The sequence below is a fragment of the Micromonospora solifontis genome, assembly GCF_003725545.1.
Classification (GTDB): Bacteria; Actinomycetota; Actinomycetes; order Mycobacteriales; family Micromonosporaceae; genus Micromonospora; species Micromonospora solifontis.
In genome coordinates this window covers 75541-102055 of the sequence record NZ_RJLN01000008.1, presented here as the reverse complement: position 1 = coordinate 102055, position 26515 = coordinate 75541, and the positions used below count along the sequence as shown (strand labels likewise).

Below are 26515 nucleotides of genomic sequence, written 5' to 3'. Positions count from 1 at the left end.
GACCTCGCCGGTGAGCTGCGCCGCCGGCGCCTGGTCCGGGCCGGTGAGCTGACCCGGATGGGGGTGACCGTCAGCGCCGTCCCGGTCGCCGGGGACTGGCTGGCCGACCCGGAGCACTGGCGGAACCTGGGCGGGCGGCTCACCGAGGAGGTCGCCCGGTACGCCCGCGAGCATCCCCTGGCGGCGGGCGTGCCGGTCGACGTGCTGCGCCAGCGCCTCGCCCTGCCCGACCGCGCCCTGGTCGAGGCCCTGCTGCGGCCGCCGCTGCGGCTGCGCTCCGGCCGGGTCACCGCCGCCGCGACCGACGCGCTGCCGGAACCGGTGGCCCGCGCGGTCGCCCGGGTCCGCGCCGAGTACGGCGACCGCCCGTTCCAGGCCCCGCAGGCGCACCGCCTCGCCGACCTCGGTCTCGGGCCCCGCGAGATCGGCGCGGCCGTGCGGGCCGGCGCCCTGCTGCGGCTCGCCGAGAACGTGGTGCTGCTGCCCGGGGCGCTCGACGACGCGGTCCGGGTACTCGCCCGGCTGCCGCAGCCGTTCACGCTCAGCGCCGCCCGCCAGGCCCTCGACACCACCCGGCGGGTGGCGGTGCCGCTGCTGGAGCTGCTGGACCGGCGCGGCGCCACCCGCCGGCTCCCCGACGACGCCCGCGAGGTGGTGGTCCCGCCCCGCTGAGGCGAACCGGCGTCGGCGGGAGCGCCGGGTCACCTACGGTGACGCCATGGACCCTTCCGCGGTCTGGCGGGACAAGAACCACCGGTGGCGGATCGAGGCGTACCGGGCACCCGACCTGCGGTTCGCCATCTTCGCCACGAACGGGACGACCGAATCCGCGCCGCTGTGGCTGTTCGGGATGGGCGCGCTGGCCCGGTGGCTGATGACCCACGCGATCTCGCTGGACGACCTGGAGAACGACTGATGGCCACCCAGCTCGTCCTGGTTCTGGTCCTGGTGCTGGTCAACGCGGCGCTGTCCGGCAGCGAGATGGCGCTGGTGACGTTGCGTGAGGGGCAGTTGCGGCGGCTGGCCCGGGCCGGGCGGTCCGGGGCCCGGCTGGTCCGGCTGGCCCGCGAGCCCAACCGGTTCCTGGCCACCATCCAGCTCGGCATCACCCTGGCCGGGTTCCTCGCCTCGGCGGCCGCCGCGGTGTCCCTGGCCCAGCCCCTGGCCGGGCTGTTCGGCTTCCTCGGCCGGGCCGCCCATCCGGTCGCCGTGCTGCTGGTGACCGTCGCGCTGACCTTCGTCACGCTGGTCGTCGGCGAGCTGGTCCCGAAGCGGCTGGCCATGCAGTCGGCGGAACGTTGGGCGCTGGTCAGCGCCCCGCCGCTGGACCTGCTGGCCCGGTTGTCCCGGCCGGCGGTGTGGCTGCTGAGCCGGGCCACCGACGTGCTGGTCCGGCTGGCCGGCGGGGATCCCCGGGCGAGCCGGCAGGAGATGACCGAGGAGGAGTTGCGTGAGCTGCTGGTCAGCCAGCGGGGGCTGTCGGCGCAGCAGCGGGAGATCCTCGCCGGGGCGTTCGACATCGCCGGCCGTACCCTGCGGGAGATCCTCGTGACCCGCCGGGACGTGACGGTCCTGCCGGCGTCGCTGCCGGCGACCGAGGCGATCCGCCGGCTGGCCGCGGTGGGGCGCTCCCGCGCGCCGGTGGTCGGCCCCGGCGGCCTGGACGACGTCCGGGGGGTGGTGCACATCCGCGATCTGGTCGACGCCGACGGGGCCAGCACCGGGCAGCGCAGCCGCCCGCCGCTGCTGCTGCCGGCCACCCTGCCCGTCGCCGACGCCATGCGCCAACTGCGCCAGCGGCACGAGCAGCTCGCCCTGGTGGTCGACGAGTACGGCGGCATCGACGGGCTGATCACCATGGAGGACCTGCTCGAGGAGGTCGTCGGGGAGCTGTACGACGAGACCGATCCGGAGGTGCGCCGGGCGGCCCGGGAGCCGGACGGTGCCCTGCTCCTGCCGGGGGACTTCCCGCTCTATGACCTGCCCGACGTCGGGGTCCGGGTCAGCTTCCCGCTGTCCCGGGAGTACACCACCGTGGCCGGGCTGGTCCTGGCCGGCCTGGGCCGGGTGCCCACCGGCCCGGGGGAGCGGGTCCGCCTGCCCGGGCTCACCGTCGAGGTGGTCGAGGTGGCGGATCGGGCGATCCGCCGGGTACGGCTGCGCGGCCCCGCCGCGGGCTGCCCGGAGGAGTGACACCCGCCCCGAACGGGGGAACCTGCCACGAAAAGCCACGAACCGGTGCGGAACGGTCGTACCGTCCGGGGCGTGAAGGACCGAGGATTCCGCACGTTCGTCACGGTGCTCGCCGGGCTCGCCGTCATCTACTTCGGTGCCACCGGAAACCGGCAGAACGGTGGGGAGGGCGGCATCTCCGGCGGTGTCGTGCTGCTCGCTCTGCTCGCCGCCGCGCTGGCCTGGAACCTGACCAAGCCGGCCGCCCCCAAGTGACGCGGTGCGGCGCTCAGCGGGCGGCGGCCGTGCGGCTCACCTCGCCCGCCGACTCCTCGCCGAGCGCGACCCGGACCAGCGCCGACGCCAACCGCCCGAACTCGCCCTCGCCGACCAGCCCGGCCAGCCCGCTCGGGTTCGCCGGCAGGCCCAACCGGCGCGCCCCGGCCAGGGCCCGCCGGTCGGCGTACGGGCGCACGTCCGGCCACACGGTCTGCGCCTCCCGCAGGAAGATGTCCGCTCCGGTCGGCCCGATGCCGGGAAACTCGGTGAGCAGCCGGCGCAGCACGCTCCGGTCGCCGTCCGCCTCCTTGTGCATCCGTCGCAGGTCGCCGTGCCAACGGTCCAGGCAGAGCCGGGCGCCGGTGCCGAGCATGGTGGCGGTCCGCTCGTCGTAGCGTCGGTAGTGGCCGCGGCCCAGCGCGTCGACCCGGTCCTGCCAGCTCGCCGCCTCCATCGCCTGCGGGGTGCGGTAGCCGGCGGTGAACAGCTCACGGGCCGCGGCGAGCGCCACCGAGGCCCGGATCCGGGTGCTCAGCAGCGTGGTGAGCACCAGCAGCTGGTAGAGCGGCCCCGGCCGGTCGGCGAGCGCGATCCCGGCCTCCTCGGCGTATGTGCGGCCCTGCCGGTCCAGCAGCACCCGGGCCACGTTCCGGTCGTTCGGCATCCCGTCGGGGTACCCGCCGGGCCCCGGTCCAGACGCCGGTCCGCGTGCCGGAATGCGTCCGGCGGCGGCGGGTACCCGGCTCAGGTACGCGGCCCACGTCGCGTGCTCCACGCGGAGGGAGAGACCTGTGGTCAAGCCGCAGCAGGAGGAACTGCGCCGCAACGACAAGGGCGCCACCAGCCAGGACAGCCGGGAACTCATTCCCCAGAGCGGGAGCAGGGGCCCGCACGGCAAGGGCGGCACCTCGAACGCCGACGTCGGGCGGCCGGTCCCCAAGGGCCAGGTGTCGCCGTACGGCCGGGCGGGCCGGTCGGTGGCCGACGACGAGAGCGGGCGGCAGGGCTAACGGCCCCGCCGCGACGGCGGCCGCAGCCTCCGCCAGGTGGCTGCGGCCGCCATTCCGTACGCCAGGTGCGGCACGATGTCGGCCACCCAGTCGGCCCGCCGCCAGGTGCGCGGGTCGCTGATCCGCAGCGCCGCCAACGACCCGTCCGAGGACGCCATCACCCCGCCACCGAGCAGGCCGACGGCCACCGGCAGCGGAATCCGGCGCCGGGCGGCCAGCGCGCCGAACAGCGCTCCCGCGGCGATGCCGAGCCCGTAGCCGACCACCGGCCCCAGGCCCGAGCGGCGGTTGGCCGCCTGGTCCTCGGGGCCGAGGTCGACGTGGGCGAGGTCGGCGAGGCGGCCGGCGGTCTGTTCCGGCGTGCTGCTCGCCGGGCGGGCCCGGACCGCGATGTCGAGGTAGCTGACGATGTTCAGCGCGGCGCTGCCGACGGCGCCGGCGATGGCGCCGTCGACGACCGGGGCGGCCCTCACTTCGGGTCGCCCGGTTCGCGTTCGCCCTTGGGGCCGAACGTCCGCTCGCCCCGGACGATGCCGCGCTGGCCGCGGTCGTCCTGCAGGATCCGGTTCGCGACCTGGTTCGCCTCCTGGTCGGCGGCGCGCCCGGAATTCTCGATCAGATCGCGCAGGCGCGCCCGCTCCTTGTCGTACGCGTTGCTGCCCGGCCGTGGTCCTGGCATCCCTGCCTCCTCCGGTCGCAGTGGCTTCCCGGCCGTCTACCCGCCGGAGACGCGGTCAACCGTTCAGCCCGGCGAGCGCACCACCGCGACCGGGCAGTCGGCGTGGTGCAGCACCGCCTGGCTCACCGAACCGAGGAGCAGCCCGGCCAGCTCGCTGCGGCCCTGCGCGCCGACCACGACCAGTTGGGCGGTGCGGGACGCCTCGGCGAGCACGCCGGCGGGCCGGCCGTGCACCACCTCCCGGGTCACCGGCACCTCCGGCCACCGCTCGCCCAGCCCGGTGAGCGACTCGGCCAGAATCCGGTCCTCCTCGCCGCGCAGCTGGCCCTCCTCGTAGACCAGCGGCTGCATGTCGCCGGGCCCGGTGGAGGCTGGGTGGGTGTAGGCGTGCACGGCGTGCAGCCGGGCGCCCCGGACGGCCGCCTCCTCGGCGGCGAACTCCACCGCCGCCCGGGACCGCGCCGAGCCGTCCACCCCGACCACCACCGGGCCCGCCGCGCGCTGCTCGCCGCGGGCCACCAGCACCGGGCAGTCGGCGTACGCGGCGACCTGGATCGCCACCGAGCCGACCACCAGGGCGGCGAACCCGCCCAGCCCCCGGTCGCCGACCACGATCATGGTGGCGGTGGACGCCTCGCCGAGCAGCGCCGCGGCCGCCTCGCCGTCGATGATCTCCCCGGAGACCCGCACCCCCGGCACCGCCGCCTCCGCCTCGGCGACCGCCGCGGCGACGATCTCCTGGGCCTGGTGGCGCAGGCCGCCGCCGGGCGGCCCCTCGGCCGGCGCGCCCAGGGGTACGCGCAGCAGCGGCCAGATGAACCCGTGCACCACCCGCAGCGGCCGGTGCCGTCGGGCGGCCTCGCCGGCCGCCAGGCGGACGGCCCGCAGCGCCGGCTCCGAGCCGTCCACGCCGACCACCACCGCCGCGCCGTTCGCCGAGTTCACCCCGTACCTCCCTGGCCGTCCGCCCGCGGTCAGTATCCCGGCCGCCACGGCGTCGTCGGGGCGATACCGCCGCAGCCGGCCCGTCGGTACGCTGGCCCCCATCGCCGGAGGAGGGGAGCCTCGTCGATGGCCGAGCCCGACCAGCCGAGCACCGCCCGCATGATCGACTTCTGGCTCGGCGGCGAGCACCACCACCCGGTCGACGTCGCCGCGGCCCGGGCCTTCGAGGGCGCGTACGGCCCGTGCGGGGCGATCTTCCGGTCGCTGCGCGACTTCCTCGGCCGGGCCGTCCGGTCGATCGCCGACGCCGGAGTGGACGGCTTCCTGGTGTTCGGCGCCGGGGTGCCCACCCGGGGCAACGTGCACGAGGCCGCCCCGGACGCCACCGTGCTCTACACCGACGTCGACCCGGTGACCGTCCGGCTCGGCCAGCGCCTGCTCGCCGGGAGCGACCGGGCCGGGTACGGCTTCGGCGACGCCACCGACATCGGCACCGTCGACCCGGCCCAACTGCACCGGTTCGTGCCGGGCTGGGGGAGGCGGCCGGTCGGGGTGGTCTTCCTCGGGCTGGCGGCCTTCCTGGACGACGCCACCCTGGCGCGCACGCTCGACGAGCTGTACGAGGCGGTCGCCCCGGGCAGCTTCCTGGCCGTCGACTTCGACAGCGAGGAGTTGGCGGCGTACCCGGAGGCGCTGGCCATGATGGGGCCGGCGTTCCGGATGCGCCCGCCCGCGGCGTTCGCCCCGCTGCTCGGGCGCTGGCAGCCGACGGCCGACGGCATCGTGCCGGTCGCCCGGTGGCGGCCGGCGGGCACGCCGGAGCAGGTGCCGGACGCCTTCTACGGCGCGGTGGCCACCAAACCGCTGACCTGAGCCCTCCTGACCGTCCGTCCGGCCACCCGCCAGGCGTGATCGACCCGCCCTGCCGCAGGTCGCGGGGTCCGGCAGGGGCTCGTCCTCTGCGGCCGGTCGAGTGGATCAAGGCGGGGTCATCCGAGAGGCTATGATGCTTGCCCTACAGCAATAGTCGTCCTCGGAGGATGAGCATGCCGCACGGGCCCGGACAGGTGGCGCGCGCACTGCGCGCGGCGCCACCCGACCAGTTGGCGGAGACCGCCGACGGGGCGCTGCGTACGGCGCTCGGCGCCGTACGGACCGAGCTCTTCATCGCAGACTACCGGTTCAGCGGCCTGTGGCCGGTGCTCGATCCGGACCTGCCCGACGGCGGCTCGCTGACCGGCCAGGGCGTGGCGCAGCGCTGTTTCAGCAGCCAGCAACCGGTGCTCGACAGCGGCGAGAACGGCCGCTGCCGGGCCTACCTGCCGCTGTCGGTCTGGGGGGAACGGCTCGGGGTGCTGCTGGTCGAGTTGCCGGGGACCCCGGAAGCGGCGACCGTCGAGGCGGTGCGGGAGGTCGCGGACGAGCTGGCGGTGGCGCTGCGCGCCGCCGATCGGGAGACCGACCGCTACCGGCGGGCCCGCCGGCGGGAACGGCTCAGCATGGCCGCCGAGATGCAGTGGGACCTGCTGCCCGGCCGCAGCGTCACGCACGGCGACTTCGTGCTGGCGGGGCAGCTCGAACCGGCGTACACGGTGGGTGGCGACCACTTCGACTGGTCGGTCGACGGGGACCGGCTCACCCTGACGGTGCTCAACGGCGCGGGCAGCGGCTTGGCCGCCTCGCTGCTCACCGCGGTCACGGTGAACGCGATGCGCAACGCCCGGCGTTCGGGCGGGAGCCTGGTGGAGCAGGCCGAGCTGGCCTCGGACACGATCTTCTACCAGCACCGGGGGAGCCGGCACGTGGCGACGCTGCTGCTGGAGCTGGACACCCGGCGCGGGGTGGTGCGGGCGGTGGACGCCGGCTCACCGCACGTGCTGCGGCTGCGCGGCGGCACGGTCAGCCCGATCGCGCTGGAGCAGCAGCTGCCGCTGGGCATGTTCGCCGAGACCCGGTACGACGTGCAGGAGTTCACCGTCGAGCCGGGGGACCGGCTGTTCGTGGTGAGCGACGGGGTGTACGCGGCGCGGCCGGATGCCCAGGAGCCCTATGGAGAAAGGGCCATGGCGCGCGCGATGCGGTCCACTCGGTTGCAGCCGGCGACCGAAGCAGTTGGTACGGTGATGCGCGAACTGCACGCGTACCACGCCGACGCGGATCTCCGCGACGACGCGGTCGTCGTCTGCCTGGACTGGCGCGGTTCCAGCCCGGTCGACGTCGCGAGCGGGCGGTAACCGGACCGGCGGGAAACACGAGCGGGACGAGCCCAGGGGACAGCGGGTGGAGCGACCTCCGAATCTTGCCGCAGCCATCGATGCGGCTGCCGACGCGCTCATCGGTGTGCTCGACTCCGCCACCTCGGGGCACAACGTCGTCTCTCCGACCCAGCTGCGGGTGCTCTCGCTGATCATCGCCCACCCGCGCAGCAACGTGAACCGCCTGGCCGAGCTGCTGGACGTCGTGCCCTCCTCGGCGAGCCGGCTCTGCGACCGGCTGGAGGCGGTCGGCCTGCTGCGCCGGGTGGCCGACCCGCGCGACCGGCGTGAGGTGCGCCTGGTGCCCACCGCCGCCGCGGAGACCCTGCTGCGGGAGTTGAAGGAGCGGCGGCACCAGGCGGTGCAGGCGGTGCTGGACCGGATGCCCAATCGGGTGCAGCACGAACTGCTGCTGGCGCTGCTGGCGTTCAGCCAGGCCGCCGCCATGACCGCTCCTGCCGACGCCGACTCCACGGCCCGTACGGCCTGAACAACTCGCACGCCGGCCACGGCCGCACCAGCCCAGGCGTCCCACTAGTGTCCTAGGATGCCTTACAGGTCGTGTGGCGGCGCACACACACCGAACGCCCCGACGCGGAAAGCAGGCCCCGGGACCGGCCAGCGGAGCCCGATATAGTGGCAGCGCAACTGGCGGGCCCGAGATCCACTGGATCATCGGCCGCATCGGGGAGGGTGCCGGCGCAGACCGGCCGGCAACGCGCACGAGCCTGGAGGAGCGACCGATCACGGTCGGCCGCCGGAGCGTGCTGCAGAGGGAGGTTCGGTGTCGCGTCGGCCGGCTCCGTCGGAGCACCCGACCGGTACGACGGCGGTCGTGGGGGACCGGGTACTCACCCTGCCCAACCTGATCAGCTTCGTCCGGCTCGTCGGCGTGCCGCTGTTCCTCTATCTCTTCCTGGTGGTGCGCGCGGACGTCGCGGCGATCGTGGTCCTGGCGATCGGTGGCACCAGCGACTGGGTGGACGGCTGGGTGGCGCGCCGGATGCAGCAGGTCAGCCGCCTCGGGGAGTTGCTCGACCCACTCGCCGATCGGCTCTACATCCTGGCCACGCTGCTGGCGTTCACCGCGCGGGACGTGGTGCCGTGGCAGTTCACCGCGGCGCTGCTGGCCCGCGAGCTGTTGCTGCTCGGGTCGCTGGGGGTGCTGCGCCGCCACGGGTACGGCCCGCCGCCGGTGCACTACGTGGGCAAGACCGCCACGTTCCTCTTGCTGGCGGCGTTCCCGATCCTGCTGCTGGCCGCCGCCGCGCCGGGCGCGGCCACCGTGGCCGGCGCGATCGGTTGGGGCCTGGCCTGGTGGGGCCTGGTGCTCTACTGGGTGGCCGGGGCGATGTACGTGGTGCAGGCCAGCCGCCTGGTGCGGGCGATGCGGGACCGGCGGGCCGGGGTGGCGGCATGAGCGCCCCGAACCGGGACGGCGGGGACCCGTCGGCGCGGGTGTACGCCCCGGACTTCCTCACCGAGCTGTTCCGCAACCCCCTCGATCCGGGGTACGCCGACGCGGCGGCCCGGCGGCGGACGGTGCGACCGTCGCGGGTGCGGCAGCTGTTGGGGCGCCCGGTGAGCCTGGTGGTGATCGTGGTGATCGGGTTCCTGTTCGCGGTGGCGTACCGGGAGACGATGGCGGAGGAGCCGGGTCGGGCCAAGGCCCGGGCGGGTCTGGTCGCCGAGATCAAGCAGCGTGAGGCCGAGACGGACCGGTTGACCGCGCGCGCGGACCAGTTGCGCGAGGAGGTGAGCCGGCAGCGGGACGCGGCGCTGGGCGGCTCGCAGGCGTCCCGGTTGCGGAACCTGGAGGCGGGCACCGGCCTGGGGCGGGTGCGCGGTGACGGTGTGGTGGTGCGGTTGGCCGACGCGGCGGGGGACAAGGACGCGGTGACGGGGGCGGACGCGGGCCCGTCCAGGGTGTTGTACTCCGACCTGCAGAAGGTGGCGAACGCCCTGTGGGCGGCGGGTGCGGAGGCGATCGCGATCAACGGGCAGCGGTTGACGGCGACGTCGACGATCCGGTCGGCGGGTGAGGCGATCCTGGTGGACTACCGGCCGGTGACGGGCCCGTACGAGGTGTCGGCGATCGGTCCGGGGTCGATGCGGGACCGCTTCGACGAGAGTTCGGCGGCGGACCTGATGCGGACGGTGTCCCGGAGGAACGGGTTGTCGTTCGGGGTGAAGGACGCCGACAATCTCACGCTGCCGGCCGCGCCGCAGCCGCGGCTACGCTACGCCGAGCCCTCGGTGAGTCCGAGCCCGTCTCCGTCGGGTTCGGGTGCCGTCGGTTCGACCAGTCCCGGGCCGTCCGGCTCGGGGACCTCTTCCAGCCCCTCCGGAGGTGGCCGATGATCGCGGTGCTGGCGTTGCTCGCCGGTGTGGTGCTCGGGGTGTATCTGGACCCGACGGTGCCCGCGGCGTTGCAGCCGTACCTGCCGATCGCCGTGGTGGCGGCGTTGGACGCGGTGTTCGGTGGGGTGCGGGCGAAGCTCGACCGGATCTTCGACGACAAGCAGTTCGTGGTGTCGTTCATCTCGAACGTGCTGGTGGCGGGCCTGATCGTGTACCTGGGTGATCAGCTCGGGGTGGGTGGCCAGTTGTCCACCGGTGTGGTGGTCGTGCTGGGGGTGCGCATCTTCGGAAACGTGGCGGCGATCCGCCGGCACCTGTTCCGGGCGTAGGTTGGCAGGCGATGAGCGAGGAGCACAGGGAGACGGGGACGGGTTGGCCGAGGCCGGCGGGGCCGGGGCGGCCGACGGGTCCGGCGGGTGAGCCGGATCCGCGCCCGGACGCGCCCGATCCGGACGAGTTGAGTCCGTTGGCGCCGGTCGAGCCGGAGCCGGCCGAGCGGGAGCCGGAGCCGGAGGTGCCGCCGGTGGAGGAGTCGGCGGGTGACGAGCCGCAGGCGAAGCCGGTGCCGGCGTCGCGGCGGTGGTCGTCGGCCGGGGCGATGATCGCGGTGTTGTTGGCGTTGCTGGGGTTCACCCTGGTGGTGCAGTTGAAGACGACGTCGACGGATCCGACGCTCGCGGCGACGCGGGAGGAGGACCTGGTGCGGATCTCGTCGGATCTGGATTCGCGGGAGCGGCGGCTGCGGCAGGACATCGAGGCGTTGGAGGAGAGCCAGCGTCAGTTGCGCTCGGGTGCGCAGGGCCGCGAGGCGGCGCTGGAGGAGGCGACTCGGCGGGCGGACGAGCTGGGGATCCTGGCCGGTACGTTGCCGGCGGTGGGTCCGGGTCTGCTGGTGCGGTTCGAGGCGCCGCCGGGCAAGGAGCTCTCGTCGGCGCGGATCCTGGACGCGGTGCAGGAGTTGCGGGGCGCGGGCGCGGAGGCGATGCAGATCGCGGGGTCGGACGGCTCGGCGGTGCGGGTCATCGCGTCGACGTATTTCGTGGACGCCGGTGGTGGTCTGGTGGTGGACGGGCGGCGGTTGAGTGGTCCGTACACGATCACGGTGATCGGGGATCCGGCGACGATGCGTACGGCGTTGAACATTCCCGGCGGGGTGGTCGCGTCGGTGCGGGATGACGGCGGTAACGTGACGCTTGAGGATCGTGAGGCTGTGGAGGTTTCGCAGCTGCACGCGCCGATCAAGCTGGATCACGCCCGGCCGGTTTCCTGACCGGTCGCGGCCGCGCCGGTTTCCCGCCGGTGCACCGATGGATGAAGGACGCAGCTGGTGATTCCTGAGGATCTGCGGTACACCGCCGAGCACGAGTGGGTGGCCGGTGGTGATGGCGGCGCCGTTCGGGTCGGTATCACGCACTTCGCGCAGGACGCCCTGGGTGACATCGTGTTCGTGCAGTTGCCGGACGCGGGTGCGGTGGTGGCGGCGGGTGAGCCGCTGGGTGAGATCGAGTCGACCAAGAGCGTGTCGGAGATCTACGCGCCGGTGAGTGGGACGGTGGCGGCGCGCAATGAGGCGTTGGCCGACACTCCTGAGGTGATCAACACGGATCCGTACGGTGCGGGGTGGTTGTTGGAGATCACCCCGGATGATCCGGCGGCGGTTGAGGGTCTGCTGACCGCTGGTGCGTATCGCGAGCTCACTGAGAGCTGAGTTTGTCGTGCCGGGCGCGGGTGCTGTCTCCGCGCGTCCGGTTGCCCTGCATTTCGGCGCTGGCTAGGCTCGCCCAGTCGACCGAGAACCCAATAGTTGAGCGTTGTGGAATGCGCCTTCCCGGGCACGGGGAGCCAGCCGCCGGGTGTGTCTGACCCGGCGGCCAGACCCGCCATTACCCCGACGCCGACCGAAACAGATCCGTGAGGTGGTCCCCATGACGCGGCCAGACGACGAGTTCCCCCCGCTCGACGTCACTTCGACGCTCAATCTCGGTTCGCTCGACGAAGTGCTGGAGGGGCCGGACACCGATGTGGTGCCGAGCCGGATGTCCGGTTCGCTGCCGCCGGGTATGGCGCTGCTGGTGGTTCGTCGGGGTCCGAATGCGGGTGCCCGGTTCTTGCTGGACCACGATGTGACGACGAGTGGGCGGCATCCGGACAGTGACATTTTCCTCGATGACGTGACGGTTTCTCGGCGGCACGCCGAGTTCCACCGGGATGGTGGCACGTTCACGGTGCGGGACGTGGGCAGCCTGAACGGGACGTATGTGAACCGGGAGCGGGTCGAGGCGGCCACGTTGAGCAATGGTGACGAGGTGCAGATCGGTAAGTTCCGGGTGGTGTTCATCGCCGGTCCGCGTCCGGAGGAGGAGGCCGGCCGGGGGTGAACGAGCCTGCGGCTTCGACGCCGCCCGGGGCGGCGCGTTCGACCCCGCTGATGAGTATCGGTGAGGTGTTGGCGCAGCTGCGGGTGGAGTTCCCGGACGTCACGATCTCGAAGTTGCGGTTTCTGGAGGCCGAGGGCCTGGTGGAGCCGCAGCGGACGCCGGCGGGTTATCGGAAGTACGGCTGGGACGATGTGGCGCGGTTGCGGTTCGTGTTGTCCGCGCAGCGGGACCAGTATCTGCCGTTGCGGGTGATCCGTGACCAGTTGGCGGAGTGGGACGCGTCGGGTGCGGCGCCGGGGCGGCAGCGGCCGGCGTTGGTGGCGGTGGGTCCCGGTGGTGAGGTCCCGGGTCGGGAGGTGGAGGAGTCCGCCGAGTCGTCGGAGGTGCGGCTGGGGCGGGCCGATCTGGTTTCCCGCAGTGGGATCGACGAGTCGACGTTGGTGGAGTTGGAGCGGCTCGGTGTGCTGGTGTCCGATCCGCCGGGGTGGTACGACGCGGATGCGTTGATCATCGCGCGGGCGGTGGCGGGGTTGGCGGCGTATGGAATCCAGCCGCGGCATCTGCGGGGGTATCGGACGGCGGCGGATCGGGAGGTCGGTCTGTTCGCGCAGTTGGTGGCTCCGTTGGCGCGGCAGAGTGATCCTGCGGCGCGGGCCCGGGCGGCGGAGACGGCGCGGGAGTTGGTGGCGTTGTCGCAGCAGTTGCACGCGGCTCTGGTGCGGGTGGGGCTGCGGTCGACGTTGGGTCGTTGAGGTGTGTGGGGCCGGGTGTCGTTGGGGGCGCCCGGCCTCTGCCGTCGGTGGGCGCGGAAAGATCTCTTGCGGGAAGCGTGTCGTAGGCTTGCCGGGGTAACCCCCTTTCCGGCGGGGCGTGGGGCACGTAGCGCATGGGACTCTCGTGACGCGGTCCGTGTACCGTGCAGGGAAGGGCGCGGTGCGTTAGGCGACGACGACACGGAGGCGGCGGTGCGCGAGCTGAGCGTGGTCGGAGTTCGGGTGGAGCTGCCCAGCAACCAGCCGATCGTCCTGCTGCGGGAGGTTGAGGGGGACCGCTATCTGCCGATCTGGATCGGCGCGGTCGAGGCTACGGCGATCGCCTACGAGCAGCAGGGGGTCAAGCCGGCGCGGCCGTTGACGCATGATCTGTTGCGGGACGTGTTGGCGGCGCTGCAGGCGCCGTTGCGGGCGGTGGAGATCACCGAGCTGAAGGAGAACGTCTTCTACGCCGATCTGTTGATCGGTGACGGGGTGCGGGTGTCGGCGCGGCCGAGCGATTCCATCGCGTTGGCGTTGCGGGTGGGGGCGCCGATTCGTTGTGCGGAGCAGGTCCTCAGTGAGGCGGGGATCGTGATCCCGGACGAGCAGGAGGACGAGGTGGAGAAGTTCCGGGAGTTCCTGGAGCAGGTGCGTCCGGAGGACTTCGCGGGCTGAGCGGCGTCGGTCGGTCGGTGCTGGTGATCTTCTCGGTGGCTGCGCGGCGTGTCGTGGTGCTTCCTGCTCGGTGAGCGCCGCGGGCCGCTATAGGGTTGCGGTGTCGAGGGGTGCGCGTACGGGGAGCCGGCGTGTCACCGCACGGGCGGGGAGGTTGTCCGGATGCACGAGCCGCGAGATCCTGGTCCGAGTTCGGAACAGCAGCAGCCGGGTGTGGCGCCCGAGCCGGTCGGTGACGGCGAGGTGGGTTACCGGGGGGTGACCGCCTGTTCGGCGGTGGGGATCAGCTACCGGCAGTTGGACTACTGGGCCCGGACGGGTCTGGTGGTGCCGAGTGTGCGGGACGCGTCGGGTTCGGGGACGTCGCGGCTGTACTCCTTCCGTGACCTGGTGGTGTTGAAGGTTGTGAAGCGGCTGCTGGACGCCGGGGTGTCGTTGCAGAACATCCGTAAGGCGATCGAGGCGTTGCGGTCGCGTGGGGTGGAGGATCTGGCGGGCATCACGTTGATCTCCGACGGGACGACGGTGTACGAGTGCCGGTCGCCGGAGGAGGTGGTCGACCTGTTGCAGGGCGGCCAGGGGGTGTTCGGCATCGCGATCGGTGGCGCGTTCAAGGAGATCCAGGGTTCGCTGTCGCATCTGCCGGCGGAGCCGGTGGGTGGGCAGGAGCCGGCGGCCCCGGCCGCCGAGCCGGTGGAGGCGGCGGAGTCGGTGGGGGACGAGTTGGCGGCGCGCCGGGCGCGTCGCCGGGCCGGCTGATCGTCTGTCGTCCGTTCCGTGGACCGCGACGCACCCGAAAAGGGGTAGGTCGTGGTCCACTTTTTGGTTACTGGACGTGTGCGCCGGTGGCGGCTGTCGCCGGTGGCTGGCAGGTTCCGCCGCGGGGGTCCGGGCCGCTGTTCGGGTCCGGTGAGTGTGCGCAGGTCGGGGGCGGGGTCGGGGGCGAGGTGGGCGGCGGGCCCGTCGATGTCCGAAAAGGACCTGGCCGGGGTGGGCCGGGGCGAGGCTGCCACGTAGCGTCGCCGGCTGTGCGCGGGACGCGACCGGCGGCGCCTTGAATGTTGACTGTCCGTAGTTGACAGTTGTCGAGAATCGGATAGGGCAGGGCTGAACCGTTCCGGCGGGCACGCTATGGTCCGACACGGTCGCTTGCGCGTGGCCGTCCGGGGATCGCCGTGCGGCGCGCGCCGGCTGCCGTTACCCCTCCGCGGTCCCGGCCGCGTACCCCTCTCCGGAAGGAAACGACGATGACGGTGACGGAAGAGACCACTCCGACGTCCCATTACGAGCGCATCGGTGGCGCCGCGGCCGTGAAGGCGGCGGTGGAGCTGTTCTACGACAAGGTGCTGGCCGACCCGGAGCTGGCCGGCTACTTCACCGACGTGAACATGCCCGAGCAGCGCCGCCACCTCGCGCTGATGCTGGCCGTGGTGCTCGGCGGCCCGAACGAGTACGCCGGCCGTGGGCTGGCCGAGGCGCACAAGCCGCTGAGCATTCCGCCGGCGCACTACGCGCTGGTCGGTGAGCACCTGACCGCGACGCTGTCCGAGCTGGGTGTGCCGGGGGACATCATCGCCGACGTGCAGGTCGTGCTGGGTCAGGTGCGGGACCAGGTCGTGTCCGTGGGGAACGCCTGAGCGTGGACGCGGCAAGGCTCAAGCGGAGTTGGTCCCTGGTCGCCGCGCACGGCGACCAGGTGCCGCTCTACTTCTATTCGACGCTGTTCCTGGCGTACCCGGAGACGCGGCAGATGTTCCCCACGAACATGGCCGGTCAGCGGGATCGTCTGGTGGGCGCGTTGGGGCACATCGTGTCGCATGTGGACCAGGTGGACCGGCTCGTGGGGTTCCTGCAGGAACTCGGCGCCGACCACCGCAAGTTCGCGGTGCGCCCCGAGCACTATCCGGCGGTCGGTGAGGCGCTGGTGGCCACGTTGCGGCATTTCCTGGCCGAGGAGTGGACCGAGGAGTTGGCCGCGGACTGGACGGCCGCGTACGGGCTGGTCTCGCAGGTGATGATCGAGGCGGCGCAGTCCGCGGAGTCGGTGTCCCCGCCGTGGTGGGTGGCCGAGATCCTCGCGCACGAGCGGCGGACGTTCGACGTGGCGGTGCTGACGGTGCGGCCGCAGTATCTGCTGCCGTTCACGCCCGGGCAGTCGATCGGGGTGTCGCATCCGGCGGCGCGGACGTGGCGGTACTACTCGCCGGCGAACGCGCCGCGTCCGGACGGGACGCTGGAGCTGCATGTGCGGGCGACGCCGGGTGGTGTGGTGTCGTCGCGGCTGGTGTACGGGTGCGCGGTCGGTGACCAGATCCACCTGGCCTCGCCGGTGGGTGACCGGTTGACGTTGTGGCCGGCCGGGTCGTCGGATCTGCTGCTGCTGGCCAGCGGCACCGGCTGGGCGCCGGTGAAGGCCCTGGTCGAGCAGGTCGCGGCCGAGGGCTCGGGCCGTCGGGTGGACCTGTACGTGGCCGCCCGGTCCCGGATGGAGTTCTACGACACCGACGCGATCGACAAGCTGGCCGCGTCGTACCCGTGGTTGACGGTGACGCAGGTGGTCGGGATGGATCCGCTGCGTCCGGGCGAGTTCGCTCAGGTCGCGGACCGGGCCCTGGCGGACGGGGACTGGCGGTCCCGGCACGTGTACGTGTGTGGTTCCGACGAGATGGTGAGCCACTCGCTGTCGGCGCTGACCCAGGCCGGCTACCACGCCGATCAGGTGCACCACGAGGGTTTCGGCAAGCACTGGTACGGGCCGGCCTGGCGGACCGCGACCGCCCCTGACGATTCCGGAGGTGTCCGGTGAGCGCGACCCCGATCAGCAGGTACGAGGGTGGACAGTTCTCCGGCGGTGTGCAGGTGCGCCTGACCGCGGACCGGGTCCGGCGGTGGGAGTTCGGCAGCACGTCGTTCACCCGGCGCGGCTACGACCACGCCGATGTGGACCGGTTCAAGCTGCAGGTGGCCGACGAGCTGGATCTGCTGGCCACGCAGATCGCGAACCTGCGGGCGGAGACCGAACGGCTGCAGGACCATCTGGAGCTGCACCGGCACGGGGTGATCCCGAGCACCGACCCGACCGCGACGTTGCCGGCGGCCAAGGAGGTCAACCTGCTGTCGGCGGCGCAGCGGGAGGCGGAGCAGATCATCGCCCAGGCGCACGACTACGCCCGTCGGGTCGCCGAGTACGCCCAGATGCAGTACGAGAGCTACATGCGTGCCGCGGCGGAGGAGGCGAAGCAGGAGGCCGAGCGGGCGGTGGCGCAGTACCGCAGCACCGCCGGCCCGGACTTCGACGAGTCGGTGGCGACGCGGGAGGCGCTGCGCATCTTCGGCGAGATGATGATCTCGCACATGCGGGCGGCGGCGCGGCACCTGGACGACGGCAGTGAGCAGTTGGCGCGCACGATGGAGCGGATCGCCCGCGAGGTGGCGCCGGTGGGCGCCGGCCAGCAGCAGGCGGCGCTGCCCCGCCACCAACGCTGATCCGACGTCGGTCGGCCCGTCGGGGATCTCCGGCGGGCCGACCGGTCAGCGGGCGACGGCGGCGACGGCGTCGGCGATCGGAGTTTCCCCGCCGACCAGTTCCAGGGTCAGCCCGGCGCTGCCGGGGGCGTAGAGCAGGGCGAGTAGCACGCGGGCCACGTCGGCGCGGGTCACCGGCCCGGCGGGCGCGTGCCGGTCGAGGGTGATCCGGCCGACGGGTTCGTCGTCGGTGAGCCGGCCGGGCCGCAGCACCGTCACGTCGAGGTCCCGGCCGGTGACGTCCTGCTCGGCGGCCTTCTTCGCCGCCAGGTACGCCGCCCACACCTCGTCCCGGCCGGGGCTGGGCGGGGCGTCCACGCCCATGGAGGAGACCAGCAGGTAGCGGCGTACCCCGGCGGCCTGGGCGGCGTCGGCGAGCAGCACGGCGGCGGCCCGGTCGACGGTGTCCTTGCGGGCGGCGCCGCTGCCGGGCCCGGCGCCGGCGGCGAACACCACCGCGTCGGCGCCGGCCAGGTGGGCGGCGACGGTGTCGACGTCGGTGTGTTCCAGGTCGCAGACGACCGGTTGCGCGCCGGCGGCGCGCAGCGCGGCCGCGTGGTCGGGGTTGCGGATCAACCCGACGGCGGTGTCGCCGCGCCCGGCGAGTTCCCGTTCCAGCAGTTTGGCGATCTTGCCGTGTCCTCCGGCGATGACGACCCGCATTTTTCCAACCTAGCCCGCCGCGGCCCGCCCGCCGCCGGCTTCGGGCGGCCGATCCTGCACCTGGGGTGGCGGCACGGCGGCCGGGTGGGCGGCGGGTGGGCGGTTGGGGCAGCATGGACGGGTGACGGAGACGTCCGACAGGTTGGCCCGGCTGGTCGGCGGCGGGGGTGTGGTGGTGCTCAGCGGCGCGGGGCTGTCCACCGAGTCGGGCATCCCGGACTACCGGGGGCCCAGCGGCGCGGCCCGCCGGCACACCCCGATGACGTACCAGGCGTTCACCCGCGACCCGGACGCCCGGCGGCGCTACTGGGCGCGCAGCCACCTGGGGTGGCGGATGATCGCCCGGGCCGCGCCCAACGCCGGGCATCTGGCGGTGGCGCGGCTGCAGCGCGCCGGCCTGCTCGCCGGGATCATCACCCAGAACGTCGACGGGCTGCACACCGCGGCCGGGGCCAGCGGGGTGATCGAGTTGCACGGCCGGCTCGACGAGGTGACCTGCCTGGACTGCGGCAACCTCACCTCCCGGGAGGAGCTGGACCGGCGGCTGGCCGAGGCCAATCCAGGCTTCGACGCGCACATCGGGCAGGTCAACCCCGACGGCGACGTCGAGCTGCCCGACGCGGCGGTGGCCCGGTTCCGTGCCGTCGACTGCGGCATCTGCGGCACCGGCACGCTGAAGCCGGATGTGGTGTTCTTCGGCGAGACGGTGCCCGCGCCCCGGGTCGCCGACTGTTTCGCCCTGGTCGAGCGGGCCCGGGCGCTGCTCGTGCTCGGCTCGTCCCTGACCGTCATGTCGGGACGGCGGTTCGTCATCCGCGCGGCGAAGCGCGGCATCCCCGTGGCGATCGTCAACCAGGGCCCCACCCGCGGCGACGGGCACGCCACCCTCACCCTGGACGCGCCGCTGGGCCGGGTGCTGACCGACCTGGCCGACCGGCTCGCCGCCCGGCCGCCGGTGGACGCCGGCGCCGCCGCGGCGGGGGTGCAGCCGGCCGCCGTGTAGCCGGGGTAGGACATGAGCCGGAAACATGGTCGCTGGTAGCGTTGACCATGCCGGTACCACCCACGCGGGAGAGACCGCCCGGACACACCCCGGGCGGCGCCGAAGGGGCAGCTTCCTCCCCGGAACCTCTCAGGCAAAAGGACCGCGTGGGCAGGCGCTGTGGAGCGCGTCATGCGTGACTCAGGGGGAGGCCGACCCGTCGACCTCGCCCCCACAAGGAGCGCAGCGCATGACCGCAGAGCAGTTCGCCGACCGGCACATCGGCCCCGGCCCGGACGATGAGCGCCGCATGCTGGAGACCGTCGGCTACAGCTCCATCGACGAGCTGATGGACGCCGCGATCCCCGAGGTGATCCGCTGGCACGGCACCCTCGACCTGCCCGCTCCGGCCGGCGAGCGGGAGGCGCTGGCCGAGCTGCGGGCCCTGGCCGCCCGCAACACCGTCGCCGTGTCCATGATCGGCCTGGGCTACCACGGCACCCACACCCCTGGGGTGATCCGCCGCAACGTGCTGGAGAACCCGGCCTGGTACACCGCGTACACGCCGTACCAGCCGGAGATCAGCCAGGGGCGGCTGGAGGCGCTGCTGAACTTCCAGACCATGGTCACCGACCTGACCGGGCTGGCCACCGCCAACGCCTCCATGCTCGACGAGGGCACCGCCGCGGCCGAGGCGATGACCCTCGCCCGCCGCGCCGGCAAGAGCAGGAGCACCGTGTACGTCGTCGACGCGGACACCCTGCCGCAGACCATCTCGGTGATCGCCAGCCGGGCCGAGCCGCTCGGCATCGACGTGCGGGTGCTGGACCTGGACACCGAGGAGCTGCCGGGGGAGTTCTTCGGCCTGCACCTGCAGTACCCGGGGGCGTCCGGGGCGGTGCGTGAGCACACCGGCCTGGTCGAGGCCGCGCACGCCGCCGGGGCTCTGGTCACCGTGGCGGCGGACCTGCTGGCGCTGACGCTGCTGCGCCCGCCGGGCGAGATCGGCGCCGACATCGCCGCCGGCACCACCCAGCGGTTCGGGGTGCCGATGGGCTTCGGTGGCCCGCACGCCGGCTACCTGGCGGTCCGCGCCGGCCTGGAGCGGATGCTGCCGGGCCGGCTGGTCGGGGTGTCCCGGGACGCCGACGGCAACCCGGCGTACCGGCTGGCGTTGCAGACCCGCGAGCAGCACATCCGGCGGGAGAAGGCGACCAGCAACATCTGCACCGCGCAGGTGCTGCTGGCCGTGATGGCCGGCATGTACGCCGTCTACCACGGCCCGGACGGGCTGCGGGAGATCGCCCGGCGTACCCACGGCATGGCGGCGCGGCTCGCGGCCGGGCTGCGCGCTGGCGGCGTGAGCGTCACGGACGTCGCGTTCTTCGACACCGTCACCGCGACCGTGCCGGGGCGGGCCGCCGACGTGGTGGCCGCCGCCGCGGCGCGGCAGGTCAACCTGCGGCTGGTCGACGCCGACCGGGTGGGCATCTCCTGTGACGAGACGACCACCGAGGCGCACCTGGCGGCGGTGTGGGCGGCCTTCGGCGTCGACGGGGTCGACGGGGAGGTGGACGAGGCGCTGCCGGCGGGGCTGGCCCGCAGCAGCGATTTCCTCACCCACCCGGTGTTCCGCAGCCATCACTCCGAGACGGCGATGCTGCGCTACCTGCGCCGGCTGGCCGACTTCGACTACGCCCTGGACCGGGGCATGATCCCGCTCGGGTCGTGCACGATGAAGCTGAACGCCACCACGGAGATGGAGGCGATCACCTGGCCCGAGTTCGCCCACCTGCACCCGTTCGCCCCGGCCGAGCAGACCGCCGGGTACCGGGAGCTGATCGGGCAGCTGGAGGGCTGGCTGGCCGAGGTGACCGGCTACGACGCGGTCAGCGTGCAGCCCAACGCCGGGTCGCAGGGTGAGCTGGCCGGGCTGCTGGCGATCCGCGCCTACCACCGCTCCCGCGGCGAGGGGCACCGGGACGTGTGCCTGATCCCGTCGTCGGCGCACGGCACCAACGCGGCGTCGGCGGTGATGGCCGGCATGCGGGTGGTCGTGGTCGGCTGCGACGCGGACGGCAACGTCGACCTGGTCGACCTCGACGCGAAGATCGACAAGCACCGCGACGCCCTCGCGGCGATCATGGTGACGTACCCGTCGACGCACGGGGTGTACGAGACGGGCATCGCGCAGCTGTGCGCGAAGGTGCACGACGCCGGCGGTCAGGTGTACGTCGACGGGGCGAACCTCAACGCCCTGGTCGGGTTCGCCAAGCCGGGCAAGTTCGGGGCGGACGTGTCGCACCTGAACCTGCACAAGACGTTCTGCATCCCGCACGGCGGCGGTGGCCCGGGCGTCGGTCCGGTGGCGGTGCGTGCCCATCTGGCGCCGTTCCTGCCCGGTGACCCGGTCGGGGCGCGCGGCGACGGGGCGCCGGCGATCTCGGCGGCCCGGTACGGGTCGGCGGGGATCCTGCCGATCCCGTGGGCGTACCTGCGGATGATGGGGGCCTCGGGGCTGGCCCGGGCGACCGGGGTGGCGGTGCTGGCGGCGAACTACGTGGCGGCGCGGCTGCGGCAGCACTTCCCGGTGCTGTACGCCGGCAACAAGGGCCTGGTGGCGCACGAGTGCATCCTGGACCTGCGGCCGTTGACCAAGGCGACCGGGGTGAGCGTCGACGACGTGGCCAAGCGGCTGATCGACTACGGGTTCCACGCGCCGACGATGTCGTTCCCGGTGGCGGGGACGCTGATGGTGGAGCCGACGGAGAGCGAGGACCTGGCCGAGCTGGACCGGTTCTGCGACGCGATGATCGCGATCCGGGCGGAGATCGACAAGGTGGGGTCGGGGGAGTGGCCGGCCGGGGACAATCCGCTGTCCAACGCCCCGCACACCGCGGCGATGGTGTCGGGCGACCAGTGGCCGCACGCGTACCCGCGGTCGGTGGGGGCGTACCCGGCCGGGGTGGACCGGGCGGGGAAGTACTGGCCGCCGGTGCGGCGGATCGACGGCGCGTACGGCGACCGGAACCTGGTCTGCTCGTGTCCGGCGCCGGAGGCGTTCGAGAATTGACGGTGCGTGCGGGTCGGGGCGGTCGTCGGCCGCCCCGGCGCGCCGCCGACGTGGGCGGGTGGGGCGAGGCGGCTCCAGGTCGCGGCGCGCTGTTCAGACGCGCCGACCTGGAGTCGACGACGCCACGCTGCGGTCACGCAGCGTGGTGGAATCAGGCGACGAGGGCGTGTCGGGCGGGGCCGCGGTGCGGGGCGATGCTGCTGCCGTCGGGGAGCAGTTCTCCGGTGTCCTCGAAAACGATCACACCGTTGCAGAGCAGGCTCCACCCCTGCTCAGGAAAGCAGGCGATGACGCGGGCGGCTTCTCGGTCGGTCGCCTCAGCGGAGGGGCAGGTGGGTTGGTGCTGGCACATCGGGTTCTCCGGACTGTGGGGGCACTGTGTCATGGTTCACATGACCAGTGACGCACAGTACCAAGCGGAACCGCGCGTCATCGAGCAAGGTTCCGGCTTGTTCCCCCAGAATGGGCTGAACGGATGAGCGAGAACGGTCCAGACGGCGTGGAAGCGCTCCCAATGAGGTTGGTCGACGTTCCGGCGGCACCCGCCGGGTGCCGGGACCGGCTCACCGAACGGGCCCGACTGCAGTGGTGGGCCGCCGACGGCGGCGACCCGGCCGCCCTGGCCGAGGAGTTCCTGGCCGAGCACGGCGTCGACCTGCGGGACGTGTCCCGACCCGCCCGCCACGCCGCCGACGGCGTGTGCGGCGCGGCCCTGTACCTGTCCGCCGCCGCCGGGGCCCGCACCGCCGGCGGCCCACCGGGTGCCCCCACCCCGGTGCCGGCGCTGCCCGACCTGGTGGTGGTCGTCTACGACCACACCGACCGGCCGGCCACCCCGGCCCCCGACCGCGCACCCGGCGGCTGGTGGCTGGGCCGGTGGCGGGACAGCTGGACCCCCGAAGCCCACGCCGACGCCGTGCAGGCCGTCCGCGCCGCCATCGGCCGCGGCGACGTCTACCAGGTCAACCTGGTCGGCCACGCCGCCGCCACGTACACGGGGGACCCGCTGCCCGCCCTGGCCCGGCTGGCCGCCCTGCCCGGCGCCCGCTACGGCGGCACCCTCGCCGGGCTCGGCTGGGCGGTCGGCTGCGCCTCCCCGGAGACCCTCATCGCCCTCGAGGGCGGCCGCCTGGTCACCCGGCCGATCAAGGGCACCCGCCCGGCCACCGAGGCCGGGCGGCGGGAACTGCTCGCCTCCGCCAAGGAACGCGCCGAGCACGTGATGATCGTCGACCTGGAACGCAACGACCTGGCCCGGGTGGCCCGTACCGGCTCGGTGCGGGTCGACGACCTGTTCGCCGTACGCCGGTGGTGCGACCTGTGGCAGGCCGAGTCGACGGTGTCCGCGGCGCCCGCCGACGGGCTGGGCCTGGCGGCGCTGCTGCGCGCGGTCTGCCCGGGCGGCTCGGTGACCGGCGCGCCGAAGCTCGCCGCGCTGGCGCAGGTCGCCGCGCTGGAGCCGGTCGGCCGGGGCGCCAGCATGGGCGCGCTGGGCTGGGTCGGCCCGGGGCGGATCGACCTGGGGCTGACCATCCGGACCGCGGCGGCCGACGCCGAGCGGCTGCACCTGTGGGCCGGCGGCGGCATCACCTGGGGCAGCGACCCGGCCGCCGAGGTGGCCGAGGCCGCCGCGAAGGCCGCCCCGCTGCGCGCCCTGCTCGCCGCCGGCTGAATGCGAAACTCTGCCACAATCACCCCGGATCGTGGACGGGTGGAGGTGGCGGGATGCTGGCCAACCACGTGGTGGACACCACGCTGCTGCCCCCGTCCGACCGGTTCGCGTTCTGGCACCAGCTGGTGGCGCAGGAGACCGCGCCGGCGCACATCAGCAGCGCCCACCTGGACGACTTCGTCGCGTACGCGCGCGCCATCGACCTCGGCCCGGTGCGGCTGGCCGCGCTGCGCTACCCGTCGCTGAACTCCACCCGCCCGGCCCGGCTGATCCGCCGCACCGAGGCCGACCTCTACCAGCTGGCGCTGCCCGTGTGCGGGCGCAGCGCGCTGAGCCAGGACCGCCGGGAGGCGCAGATGAACGCCGCGGAGTTCACCTTCCTGGACACCTCGCGACCGCACGTGGCCACGCACACCACGGTCGGGCCGGGCCTGGCCGCCACCATCACCGTGCAGATCGCGCACCGGGATCTGCCGCTGCCCCCGGACCGGCTCCGCCGGGTGCTGGCCGCCCGGATCCCCACCGACCGGGGGATGGGGGTCCTGCTGGCCCGGTACGTGCGGCGCATCGCCACCTGCCCCGAGCAGTACGACCCGGGCGACGCCGGGTTGCTCGGCGCGGTGGTCCTCGACCTGACCGCCGCCACCCTCGCCCAGCACCTCGACGCGGAGGCCGCCCTGCCGCCGGAGGTACGCCGGCAGGCGCTGCGCGAGCAGGTCCTCGCCTTCGTCGACCGGCACCTCGACGATCCCGCGCTGACCCCGCAGGCGGTCGCCGACGCCCACCACGTCTCGCCGCGCACGCTGCAGCGGCTCTTCGCCGGCGAGTCGACCGGCGTGGCGGCGCTGATCCGCTCCCGTCGGCTGGAGCGCTGCCGCCGGGACCTGCGCGACCCGCTGCTGGCCGACGAGCCGGTGCAGACCGTCGCGGCCCGCTGGGGCTTCCCCGACAAGGCCCACTTCAGCCGGGCGTTCCGGGCCGCGTACGGGTGCTCGCCCCGGGACTGGCGGGCCGGCGGCTGAGCCGGGTCAGCCGCGGGCGAAGGCGTCCAGGGCGGCGACGACCCGCTCACCGACCCCGTGGCCGCTGCCGTGGCCGCCGGACTCGACGATCTCCAGCCGGGCGTCCGGCCAGTCCCGGGTGAGCTGCCAGGCGATGTCCGGCGGGCCGCTGACGTCCAGGCGCCCCTGCACCAGCACCCCGGGGATGCCGGCGAGCTTGCCGGCGTCGCGCAGCAGTTGCCCGTCCGGCATGAACCCGAGGTTGCTCCAGTAGTGGGTGACGATCCGGACGAAGGCGGCCCGGAACACCGGGTCGGCGTAGCGGGGGCTGGGCTTGAACCCGCCGGCCAGGGAGACGTGCACGTCCTCCCAGTCGCACCAGTCGATCTCGGCCCGCTCCCGCACGGCCGGGTCGGGGTCGTTGACCAGCCGGGCGTACGCGGTGGGCAGGTCGCCGTCCCGGTCGGCCTCGGGTACGCCGTCGCGGAACCGGGCCCATTCCTGCGGGAAGATCCGCCCCATGTCCCGGGTCACCCAGTCGATCTCGCGGCGGGTGTTGGCGACCACGCTGAACAGCGCCAGCGCGCTGACCCGGTCCGGGTGGCGCTGGGCGTAGGCGAGAGACAGCGAGGAGCCCCAGGAGGCGCCGCAGAGCAGCCACCGCCCGATGCCCAGGTGCTCGCGCAGCCGTTCCATGTCGGCCAGCAGGTGTGCGGTGGTGTTCACCGACAGGTCCACCGCCGGGTCGCTGGCGTGCGGGGTGCTGCGGCCGCAGCCGCGCTGGTCGAACAGGACGATGCGGTAGGCGGCCGGGTCGAACAGCCGCCGCCAGAACGCGGTGGCGCCGGAGCCGGGGCCGCCGTGCACCGCCAGGGCCGGCCGGCCGTCGGGGTTGCCGCAGGTCTCCCAGTAGATCCGCTGGCCGTCGCCGACGTCGAGCAGGCCGTGGGCGTACGGCTCGATCGGTGGATACATCAGGACCCTCCCCGTCCACGAGATACAACAGCGCTGTTACATTAGCGGACGTGACCGCCGCCCCCGACCGCGAGGCCCTCGGCACCCTGCTGCGCCACGTCCTCGAACTGCTCGACGGCGACGTCGCCGCCGTCTACGCCGATCTCGACCTGGCCGACTACCGGCCCCGCTTCTCGCCCCTGGTCCGGGTGCTGCTCGCCGACGGGCCGCTGGCCATCCGCGACCTCGCCGCCCGGGTCGGCGTCACCCACTCCGCGGCCAGCCAGACCGTCGCCCAGATGAGCCGCGCCGGCCTGGTCACCCTCAGCCCTGGCGCCGACGCCCGCCAACGCATCGTCAGCCTCACCGACCGGGCCGACGCGCTGCGGCCGGTGATCGAGGCCGAGTGGGCGGCCACCACCACCGCCATGCGGCGGCTCGACGCCGAACTGCCCGTACCCCTGGCCGACGAGCTGTACGCGGTCCTGGCCGCGCTGCGCCGCCGTCCGCTGCGCGACCGGATCGCCGACACCGGTCTGGCCCCGGGCCGGGCGACGGGCGCCCCGCCCGGTTGACCGGCGGGTGCGACCACCGGCGGCGGTAACGGACGGATAGCCTTCCGGACATGACTATGCGTCCGATCCGGATCATCGGCGACCCCGTCTTGCGCACCCCCAGCGAGCCGGTCACCAGCTTCGACACGGAACTGCGCGCGCTCGTGCAGGACCTGATGGACACGCTGCTCGGCGCGCCCGGCCGGGCCGGGGTGGCCGCGCCGCAGATCGGGGTGAACGCGCAGGTGTTCGTCTACGACGCCGACGGCCACCGGGGCCACCTGATCAACCCGACGCTGGAGCTGTCCGAGGAGCTGCAGGACGACGACGAGGGCTGCCTGTCCATCCCGGGGCTGTACTTCCCGACACCTCGGGCGATGCAGGCCACCGCGCACGGCTTCGACCAGCACGGCGAGCCGCTGACCATCTCCGGGCGGGGTTTCCTCGCCCGGGCGCTGCAGCACGAGACCGACCACCTGCGGGGCCGCCTCTACGTCGACACGCTGCGCGGGGAGACCCGCCGCCGGGCGCTGCGGGAGATCCGCGCCGGCCGGTTCCACTCGCCCAGCCGCGGTCTCTGAC

General features: G+C 73.8%; 33 protein-coding genes and 1 riboswitch. Of the genes, 26 read left to right on the top strand and 7 right to left on the bottom strand.

Annotated elements, in window-relative coordinates:
- From EFE23_RS05050 to EFE23_RS05035, 4 genes are all read left to right on the top strand, one after another.
- A partial coding sequence (locus tag EFE23_RS05050; protein ID WP_204348474.1) for a SelB domain-containing protein occupies nucleotides 1–672 on the top strand: 672 nt, incomplete at its 5' end.
- A 46-nt stretch (nucleotides 673–718) separates the two neighbouring features.
- Nucleotides 719–916: a hypothetical protein gene (locus tag EFE23_RS05045; protein WP_123239703.1), complete on the top strand. Its 198-nt coding sequence runs from the start codon at nucleotides 719–721 to the stop codon at nucleotides 914–916.
- A complete protein-coding gene (locus tag EFE23_RS05040) occupies nucleotides 916–2193 on the top strand; it encodes a hemolysin family protein (RefSeq protein WP_123239702.1) in 1278 nt (425 codons plus the stop codon). The genes EFE23_RS05045 and EFE23_RS05040 overlap by 1 nt, the downstream gene beginning before the upstream one ends.
- A 72-nt stretch (nucleotides 2194–2265) precedes the next feature.
- Nucleotides 2266–2448 (top strand): hypothetical protein, encoded by a 183-nt coding sequence (locus EFE23_RS05035; protein WP_123239712.1) that lies wholly within the window; start codon nucleotides 2266–2268, stop codon nucleotides 2446–2448.
- A 13-nt stretch (nucleotides 2449–2461) separates the two neighbouring features.
- Here EFE23_RS05035 and EFE23_RS05030 read toward each other — a convergent pair whose 3' ends face one another.
- Complete coding sequence (locus EFE23_RS05030; RefSeq protein WP_123239701.1) at nucleotides 2462–3115, bottom strand: hypothetical protein; 654 nt, start codon at nucleotides 3113–3115, stop codon at nucleotides 2462–2464.
- A 127-nt stretch (nucleotides 3116–3242) separates the two neighbouring features.
- Between EFE23_RS05030 and EFE23_RS05025 the strand changes: the two genes are divergently transcribed.
- The gene (locus tag EFE23_RS05025; protein WP_123239700.1) at nucleotides 3243–3461 is read left to right on the top strand and encodes a hypothetical protein; all 219 of its coding nucleotides are present in this window, start codon (nucleotides 3243–3245) and stop codon (nucleotides 3459–3461) included.
- Here EFE23_RS05025 and EFE23_RS05020 read toward each other — a convergent pair.
- The 3 genes from EFE23_RS05020 to EFE23_RS05010 form a co-directional block, all read right to left on the bottom strand.
- Complete coding sequence (locus tag EFE23_RS05020; RefSeq protein WP_123239699.1) at nucleotides 3458–3934, bottom strand: hypothetical protein; 477 nt, start codon at nucleotides 3932–3934, stop codon at nucleotides 3458–3460. The two genes, EFE23_RS05025 and EFE23_RS05020, sit on opposite strands and share 4 nt — an antisense overlap.
- A complete protein-coding gene (locus EFE23_RS05015) occupies nucleotides 3931–4140 on the bottom strand; it encodes a phosphatidylethanolamine-binding protein (protein WP_073833194.1) in 210 nt (69 codons plus the stop codon). The genes EFE23_RS05020 and EFE23_RS05015 overlap by 4 nt, the downstream gene beginning before the upstream one ends.
- Nucleotides 4141–4203: 63 nt before the next feature.
- Nucleotides 4204–5085 carry a universal stress protein gene (locus EFE23_RS05010; RefSeq protein WP_123239698.1) on the bottom strand — a complete coding sequence of 294 codons (882 nt, stop codon included), beginning with the start codon at nucleotides 5083–5085 and terminating at the stop codon, nucleotides 4204–4206.
- A gap of 126 nt (nucleotides 5086–5211) precedes the next feature.
- Between EFE23_RS05010 and EFE23_RS05005 the strand changes: the two genes are divergently transcribed.
- The 15 genes from EFE23_RS05005 (at nucleotide 5212) to EFE23_RS04935 (ending at nucleotide 16995) form a co-directional block, all read left to right on the top strand.
- Entirely contained in the window at nucleotides 5212–5958 is a 747-nt protein-coding gene (locus EFE23_RS05005; protein ID WP_123239697.1) for an SAM-dependent methyltransferase, read from the top strand.
- Between the two features lie 167 nt (nucleotides 5959–6125).
- Nucleotides 6126–7319 carry a PP2C family protein-serine/threonine phosphatase gene (locus EFE23_RS05000; RefSeq protein ID WP_373683954.1) on the top strand — a complete coding sequence of 398 codons (1194 nt, stop codon included), beginning with the start codon at nucleotides 6126–6128 and terminating at the stop codon, nucleotides 7317–7319.
- Between the two features lie 46 nt (nucleotides 7320–7365).
- Nucleotides 7366–7830, top strand: a complete 465-nt coding sequence (locus EFE23_RS04995) for a MarR family transcriptional regulator (protein ID WP_123239695.1) — start codon at nucleotides 7366–7368, stop codon at nucleotides 7828–7830.
- A gap of 294 nt (nucleotides 7831–8124) precedes the next feature.
- Nucleotides 8125–8760 carry a cardiolipin synthase ClsA gene (gene clsA / locus EFE23_RS04990; RefSeq protein WP_123239694.1) on the top strand — a complete coding sequence of 212 codons (636 nt, stop codon included), beginning with the start codon at nucleotides 8125–8127 and terminating at the stop codon, nucleotides 8758–8760.
- Nucleotides 8757–9701, top strand: a complete 945-nt coding sequence (locus EFE23_RS04985) for a DUF881 domain-containing protein (protein ID WP_123239693.1) — start codon at nucleotides 8757–8759, stop codon at nucleotides 9699–9701. The genes clsA and EFE23_RS04985 overlap by 4 nt, the downstream gene beginning before the upstream one ends.
- Complete coding sequence (locus EFE23_RS04980; RefSeq protein WP_007071104.1) at nucleotides 9698–10030, top strand: small basic family protein; 333 nt, start codon at nucleotides 9698–9700, stop codon at nucleotides 10028–10030. The genes EFE23_RS04985 and EFE23_RS04980 overlap by 4 nt, the downstream gene beginning before the upstream one ends.
- Nucleotides 10031–10041: 11 nt before the next feature.
- Nucleotides 10042–10971, top strand: coding sequence for a DUF881 domain-containing protein (locus EFE23_RS04975; protein WP_123239692.1), 930 nt, complete (start codon nucleotides 10042–10044; stop codon nucleotides 10969–10971).
- 57 nt (nucleotides 10972–11028) lie between these two features.
- Nucleotides 11029–11409: a glycine cleavage system protein GcvH gene (gene gcvH / locus EFE23_RS04970; RefSeq protein ID WP_123239691.1), complete on the top strand. Its 381-nt coding sequence runs from the start codon at nucleotides 11029–11031 to the stop codon at nucleotides 11407–11409.
- A 217-nt stretch (nucleotides 11410–11626) separates the two neighbouring features.
- Nucleotides 11627–12079, top strand: coding sequence for an oxoglutarate dehydrogenase inhibitor Odhl (gene odhI, locus EFE23_RS04965; RefSeq protein ID WP_007071101.1), 453 nt, complete (start codon nucleotides 11627–11629; stop codon nucleotides 12077–12079).
- 50 nt (nucleotides 12080–12129) lie between these two features.
- Nucleotides 12130–12831, top strand: coding sequence for a transcriptional regulator FtsR (ftsR, locus tag EFE23_RS04960; RefSeq protein ID WP_199736932.1), 702 nt, complete (start codon nucleotides 12130–12132; stop codon nucleotides 12829–12831).
- A gap of 213 nt (nucleotides 12832–13044) precedes the next feature.
- Complete coding sequence (locus EFE23_RS04955) at nucleotides 13045–13509, top strand: bifunctional nuclease family protein (RefSeq protein ID WP_073833177.1); 465 nt, start codon at nucleotides 13045–13047, stop codon at nucleotides 13507–13509.
- A 162-nt stretch (nucleotides 13510–13671) separates the two neighbouring features.
- On the top strand, nucleotides 13672–14268 hold the full coding sequence (locus tag EFE23_RS04950) for a MerR family transcriptional regulator (RefSeq protein WP_204334673.1): 597 nt from the start codon (nucleotides 13672–13674) through the stop codon (nucleotides 14266–14268).
- Nucleotides 14269–14756: 488 nt separating this feature from the next.
- Nucleotides 14757–15146 (top strand): group I truncated hemoglobin, encoded by a 390-nt coding sequence (locus EFE23_RS04945; protein WP_123239688.1) that lies wholly within the window; start codon nucleotides 14757–14759, stop codon nucleotides 15144–15146.
- Between the two features lie 2 nt (nucleotides 15147–15148).
- A complete protein-coding gene (locus EFE23_RS04940) occupies nucleotides 15149–16315 on the top strand; it encodes a globin domain-containing protein (RefSeq protein WP_123239687.1) in 1167 nt (388 codons plus the stop codon).
- Nucleotides 16312–16995, top strand: a complete 684-nt coding sequence (locus EFE23_RS04935; protein WP_123239686.1) for a DivIVA domain-containing protein — start codon at nucleotides 16312–16314, stop codon at nucleotides 16993–16995. Before EFE23_RS04940 ends, EFE23_RS04935 begins: the two co-directional genes overlap by 4 nt.
- Nucleotides 16996–17040: 45 nt before the next feature.
- On the opposite strand, the gene EFE23_RS04930 is transcribed toward EFE23_RS04935, so the two are convergent.
- Complete coding sequence (locus tag EFE23_RS04930; RefSeq protein WP_123239685.1) at nucleotides 17041–17697, bottom strand: NAD(P)H-binding protein; 657 nt, start codon at nucleotides 17695–17697, stop codon at nucleotides 17041–17043.
- Between the two features lie 121 nt (nucleotides 17698–17818).
- Between EFE23_RS04930 and EFE23_RS04925 the strand changes: the two genes are divergently transcribed.
- On the top strand, nucleotides 17819–18700 hold the full coding sequence (locus tag EFE23_RS04925; RefSeq protein WP_123239684.1) for an NAD-dependent protein deacetylase: 882 nt from the start codon (nucleotides 17819–17821) through the stop codon (nucleotides 18698–18700).
- A 55-nt stretch (nucleotides 18701–18755) separates the two neighbouring features.
- Nucleotides 18756–18855: riboswitch (glycine riboswitch) on the top strand.
- A 74-nt stretch (nucleotides 18856–18929) separates the two neighbouring features.
- On the top strand, nucleotides 18930–21752 hold the full coding sequence (gcvP, locus tag EFE23_RS04920; protein WP_123239683.1) for an aminomethyl-transferring glycine dehydrogenase: 2823 nt from the start codon (nucleotides 18930–18932) through the stop codon (nucleotides 21750–21752).
- Nucleotides 21753–21903: 151 nt separating this feature from the next.
- Here the strand turns inward: gcvP and EFE23_RS04915 are convergent, their stop codons facing one another.
- Complete coding sequence (locus EFE23_RS04915) at nucleotides 21904–22104, bottom strand: DUF5999 family protein (protein ID WP_123239682.1); 201 nt, start codon at nucleotides 22102–22104, stop codon at nucleotides 21904–21906.
- A gap of 123 nt (nucleotides 22105–22227) precedes the next feature.
- Between EFE23_RS04915 and EFE23_RS04910 the strand changes: the two genes are divergently transcribed.
- Together EFE23_RS04910 and EFE23_RS04905 are read left to right on the top strand one after the other, a co-directional pair.
- Entirely contained in the window at nucleotides 22228–23424 is a 1197-nt protein-coding gene (locus tag EFE23_RS04910; RefSeq protein WP_123239681.1) for a chorismate-binding protein, read from the top strand.
- Between the two features lie 53 nt (nucleotides 23425–23477).
- On the top strand, nucleotides 23478–24446 hold the full coding sequence (locus EFE23_RS04905; protein ID WP_123239680.1) for an AraC-like ligand-binding domain-containing protein: 969 nt from the start codon (nucleotides 23478–23480) through the stop codon (nucleotides 24444–24446).
- Nucleotides 24447–24452: 6 nt separating this feature from the next.
- Here the strand turns inward: EFE23_RS04905 and pip are convergent, their stop codons facing one another.
- Nucleotides 24453–25400, bottom strand: coding sequence for a prolyl aminopeptidase (gene pip, locus EFE23_RS04900; protein WP_123239679.1), 948 nt, complete (start codon nucleotides 25398–25400; stop codon nucleotides 24453–24455).
- Nucleotides 25401–25450: 50 nt separating this feature from the next.
- Here pip and EFE23_RS04895 point away from each other — a divergent pair, with 50 nt between their 5' ends.
- Nucleotides 25451–25954 (top strand): MarR family winged helix-turn-helix transcriptional regulator, encoded by a 504-nt coding sequence (locus EFE23_RS04895; protein ID WP_123239678.1) that lies wholly within the window; start codon nucleotides 25451–25453, stop codon nucleotides 25952–25954.
- Between the two features lie 50 nt (nucleotides 25955–26004).
- Nucleotides 26005–26514, top strand: coding sequence for a peptide deformylase (def, locus tag EFE23_RS04890; RefSeq protein WP_123239677.1), 510 nt, complete (start codon nucleotides 26005–26007; stop codon nucleotides 26512–26514).
- Nucleotide 26515 lies beyond the last annotated feature (1 nt).

Coding starts and splice junctions, on each gene's coding strand:
- EFE23_RS05045 (WP_123239703.1), top strand. CDS start 719: ATGGACCCTTCCGCGGTCTGGCGGGACAAGAACCACCGGTGGCGGATC.
- EFE23_RS05040 (WP_123239702.1), top strand. CDS start 916: ATGGCCACCCAGCTCGTCCTGGTTCTGGTCCTGGTGCTGGTCAACGCG.
- EFE23_RS05030 (WP_123239701.1), bottom strand. CDS start 3,115: ATGCCGAACGACCGGAACGTGGCCCGGGTGCTGCTGGACCGGCAGGGC.
- EFE23_RS05015 (WP_073833194.1), bottom strand. CDS start 4,140: ATGCCAGGACCACGGCCGGGCAGCAACGCGTACGACAAGGAGCGGGCG.
- EFE23_RS05005 (WP_123239697.1), top strand. CDS start 5,212: ATGGCCGAGCCCGACCAGCCGAGCACCGCCCGCATGATCGACTTCTGG.
- EFE23_RS05000 (WP_373683954.1), top strand. CDS start 6,126: ATGAGCATGCCGCACGGGCCCGGACAGGTGGCGCGCGCACTGCGCGCG.
- EFE23_RS04985 (WP_123239693.1), top strand. CDS start 8,757: ATGAGCGCCCCGAACCGGGACGGCGGGGACCCGTCGGCGCGGGTGTAC.
- EFE23_RS04980 (WP_007071104.1), top strand. CDS start 9,698: ATGATCGCGGTGCTGGCGTTGCTCGCCGGTGTGGTGCTCGGGGTGTAT.
- EFE23_RS04975 (WP_123239692.1), top strand. CDS start 10,042: ATGAGCGAGGAGCACAGGGAGACGGGGACGGGTTGGCCGAGGCCGGCG.
- odhI (WP_007071101.1), top strand. CDS start 11,627: ATGACGCGGCCAGACGACGAGTTCCCCCCGCTCGACGTCACTTCGACG.
- ftsR (WP_199736932.1), top strand. CDS start 12,130: ATGAGTATCGGTGAGGTGTTGGCGCAGCTGCGGGTGGAGTTCCCGGAC.
- EFE23_RS04950 (WP_204334673.1), top strand. CDS start 13,672: ATGCACGAGCCGCGAGATCCTGGTCCGAGTTCGGAACAGCAGCAGCCG.
- EFE23_RS04945 (WP_123239688.1), top strand. CDS start 14,757: ATGACGGTGACGGAAGAGACCACTCCGACGTCCCATTACGAGCGCATC.
- EFE23_RS04930 (WP_123239685.1), bottom strand. CDS start 17,697: ATGCGGGTCGTCATCGCCGGAGGACACGGCAAGATCGCCAAACTGCTG.
- gcvP (WP_123239683.1), top strand. CDS start 18,930: ATGACCGCAGAGCAGTTCGCCGACCGGCACATCGGCCCCGGCCCGGAC.
- EFE23_RS04915 (WP_123239682.1), bottom strand. CDS start 22,104: ATGTGCCAGCACCAACCCACCTGCCCCTCCGCTGAGGCGACCGACCGA.
- EFE23_RS04910 (WP_123239681.1), top strand. CDS start 22,228: ATGAGCGAGAACGGTCCAGACGGCGTGGAAGCGCTCCCAATGAGGTTG.
- EFE23_RS04905 (WP_123239680.1), top strand. CDS start 23,478: ATGCTGGCCAACCACGTGGTGGACACCACGCTGCTGCCCCCGTCCGAC.
- pip (WP_123239679.1), bottom strand. CDS start 25,400: ATGTATCCACCGATCGAGCCGTACGCCCACGGCCTGCTCGACGTCGGC.
- def (WP_123239677.1), top strand. CDS start 26,005: ATGACTATGCGTCCGATCCGGATCATCGGCGACCCCGTCTTGCGCACC.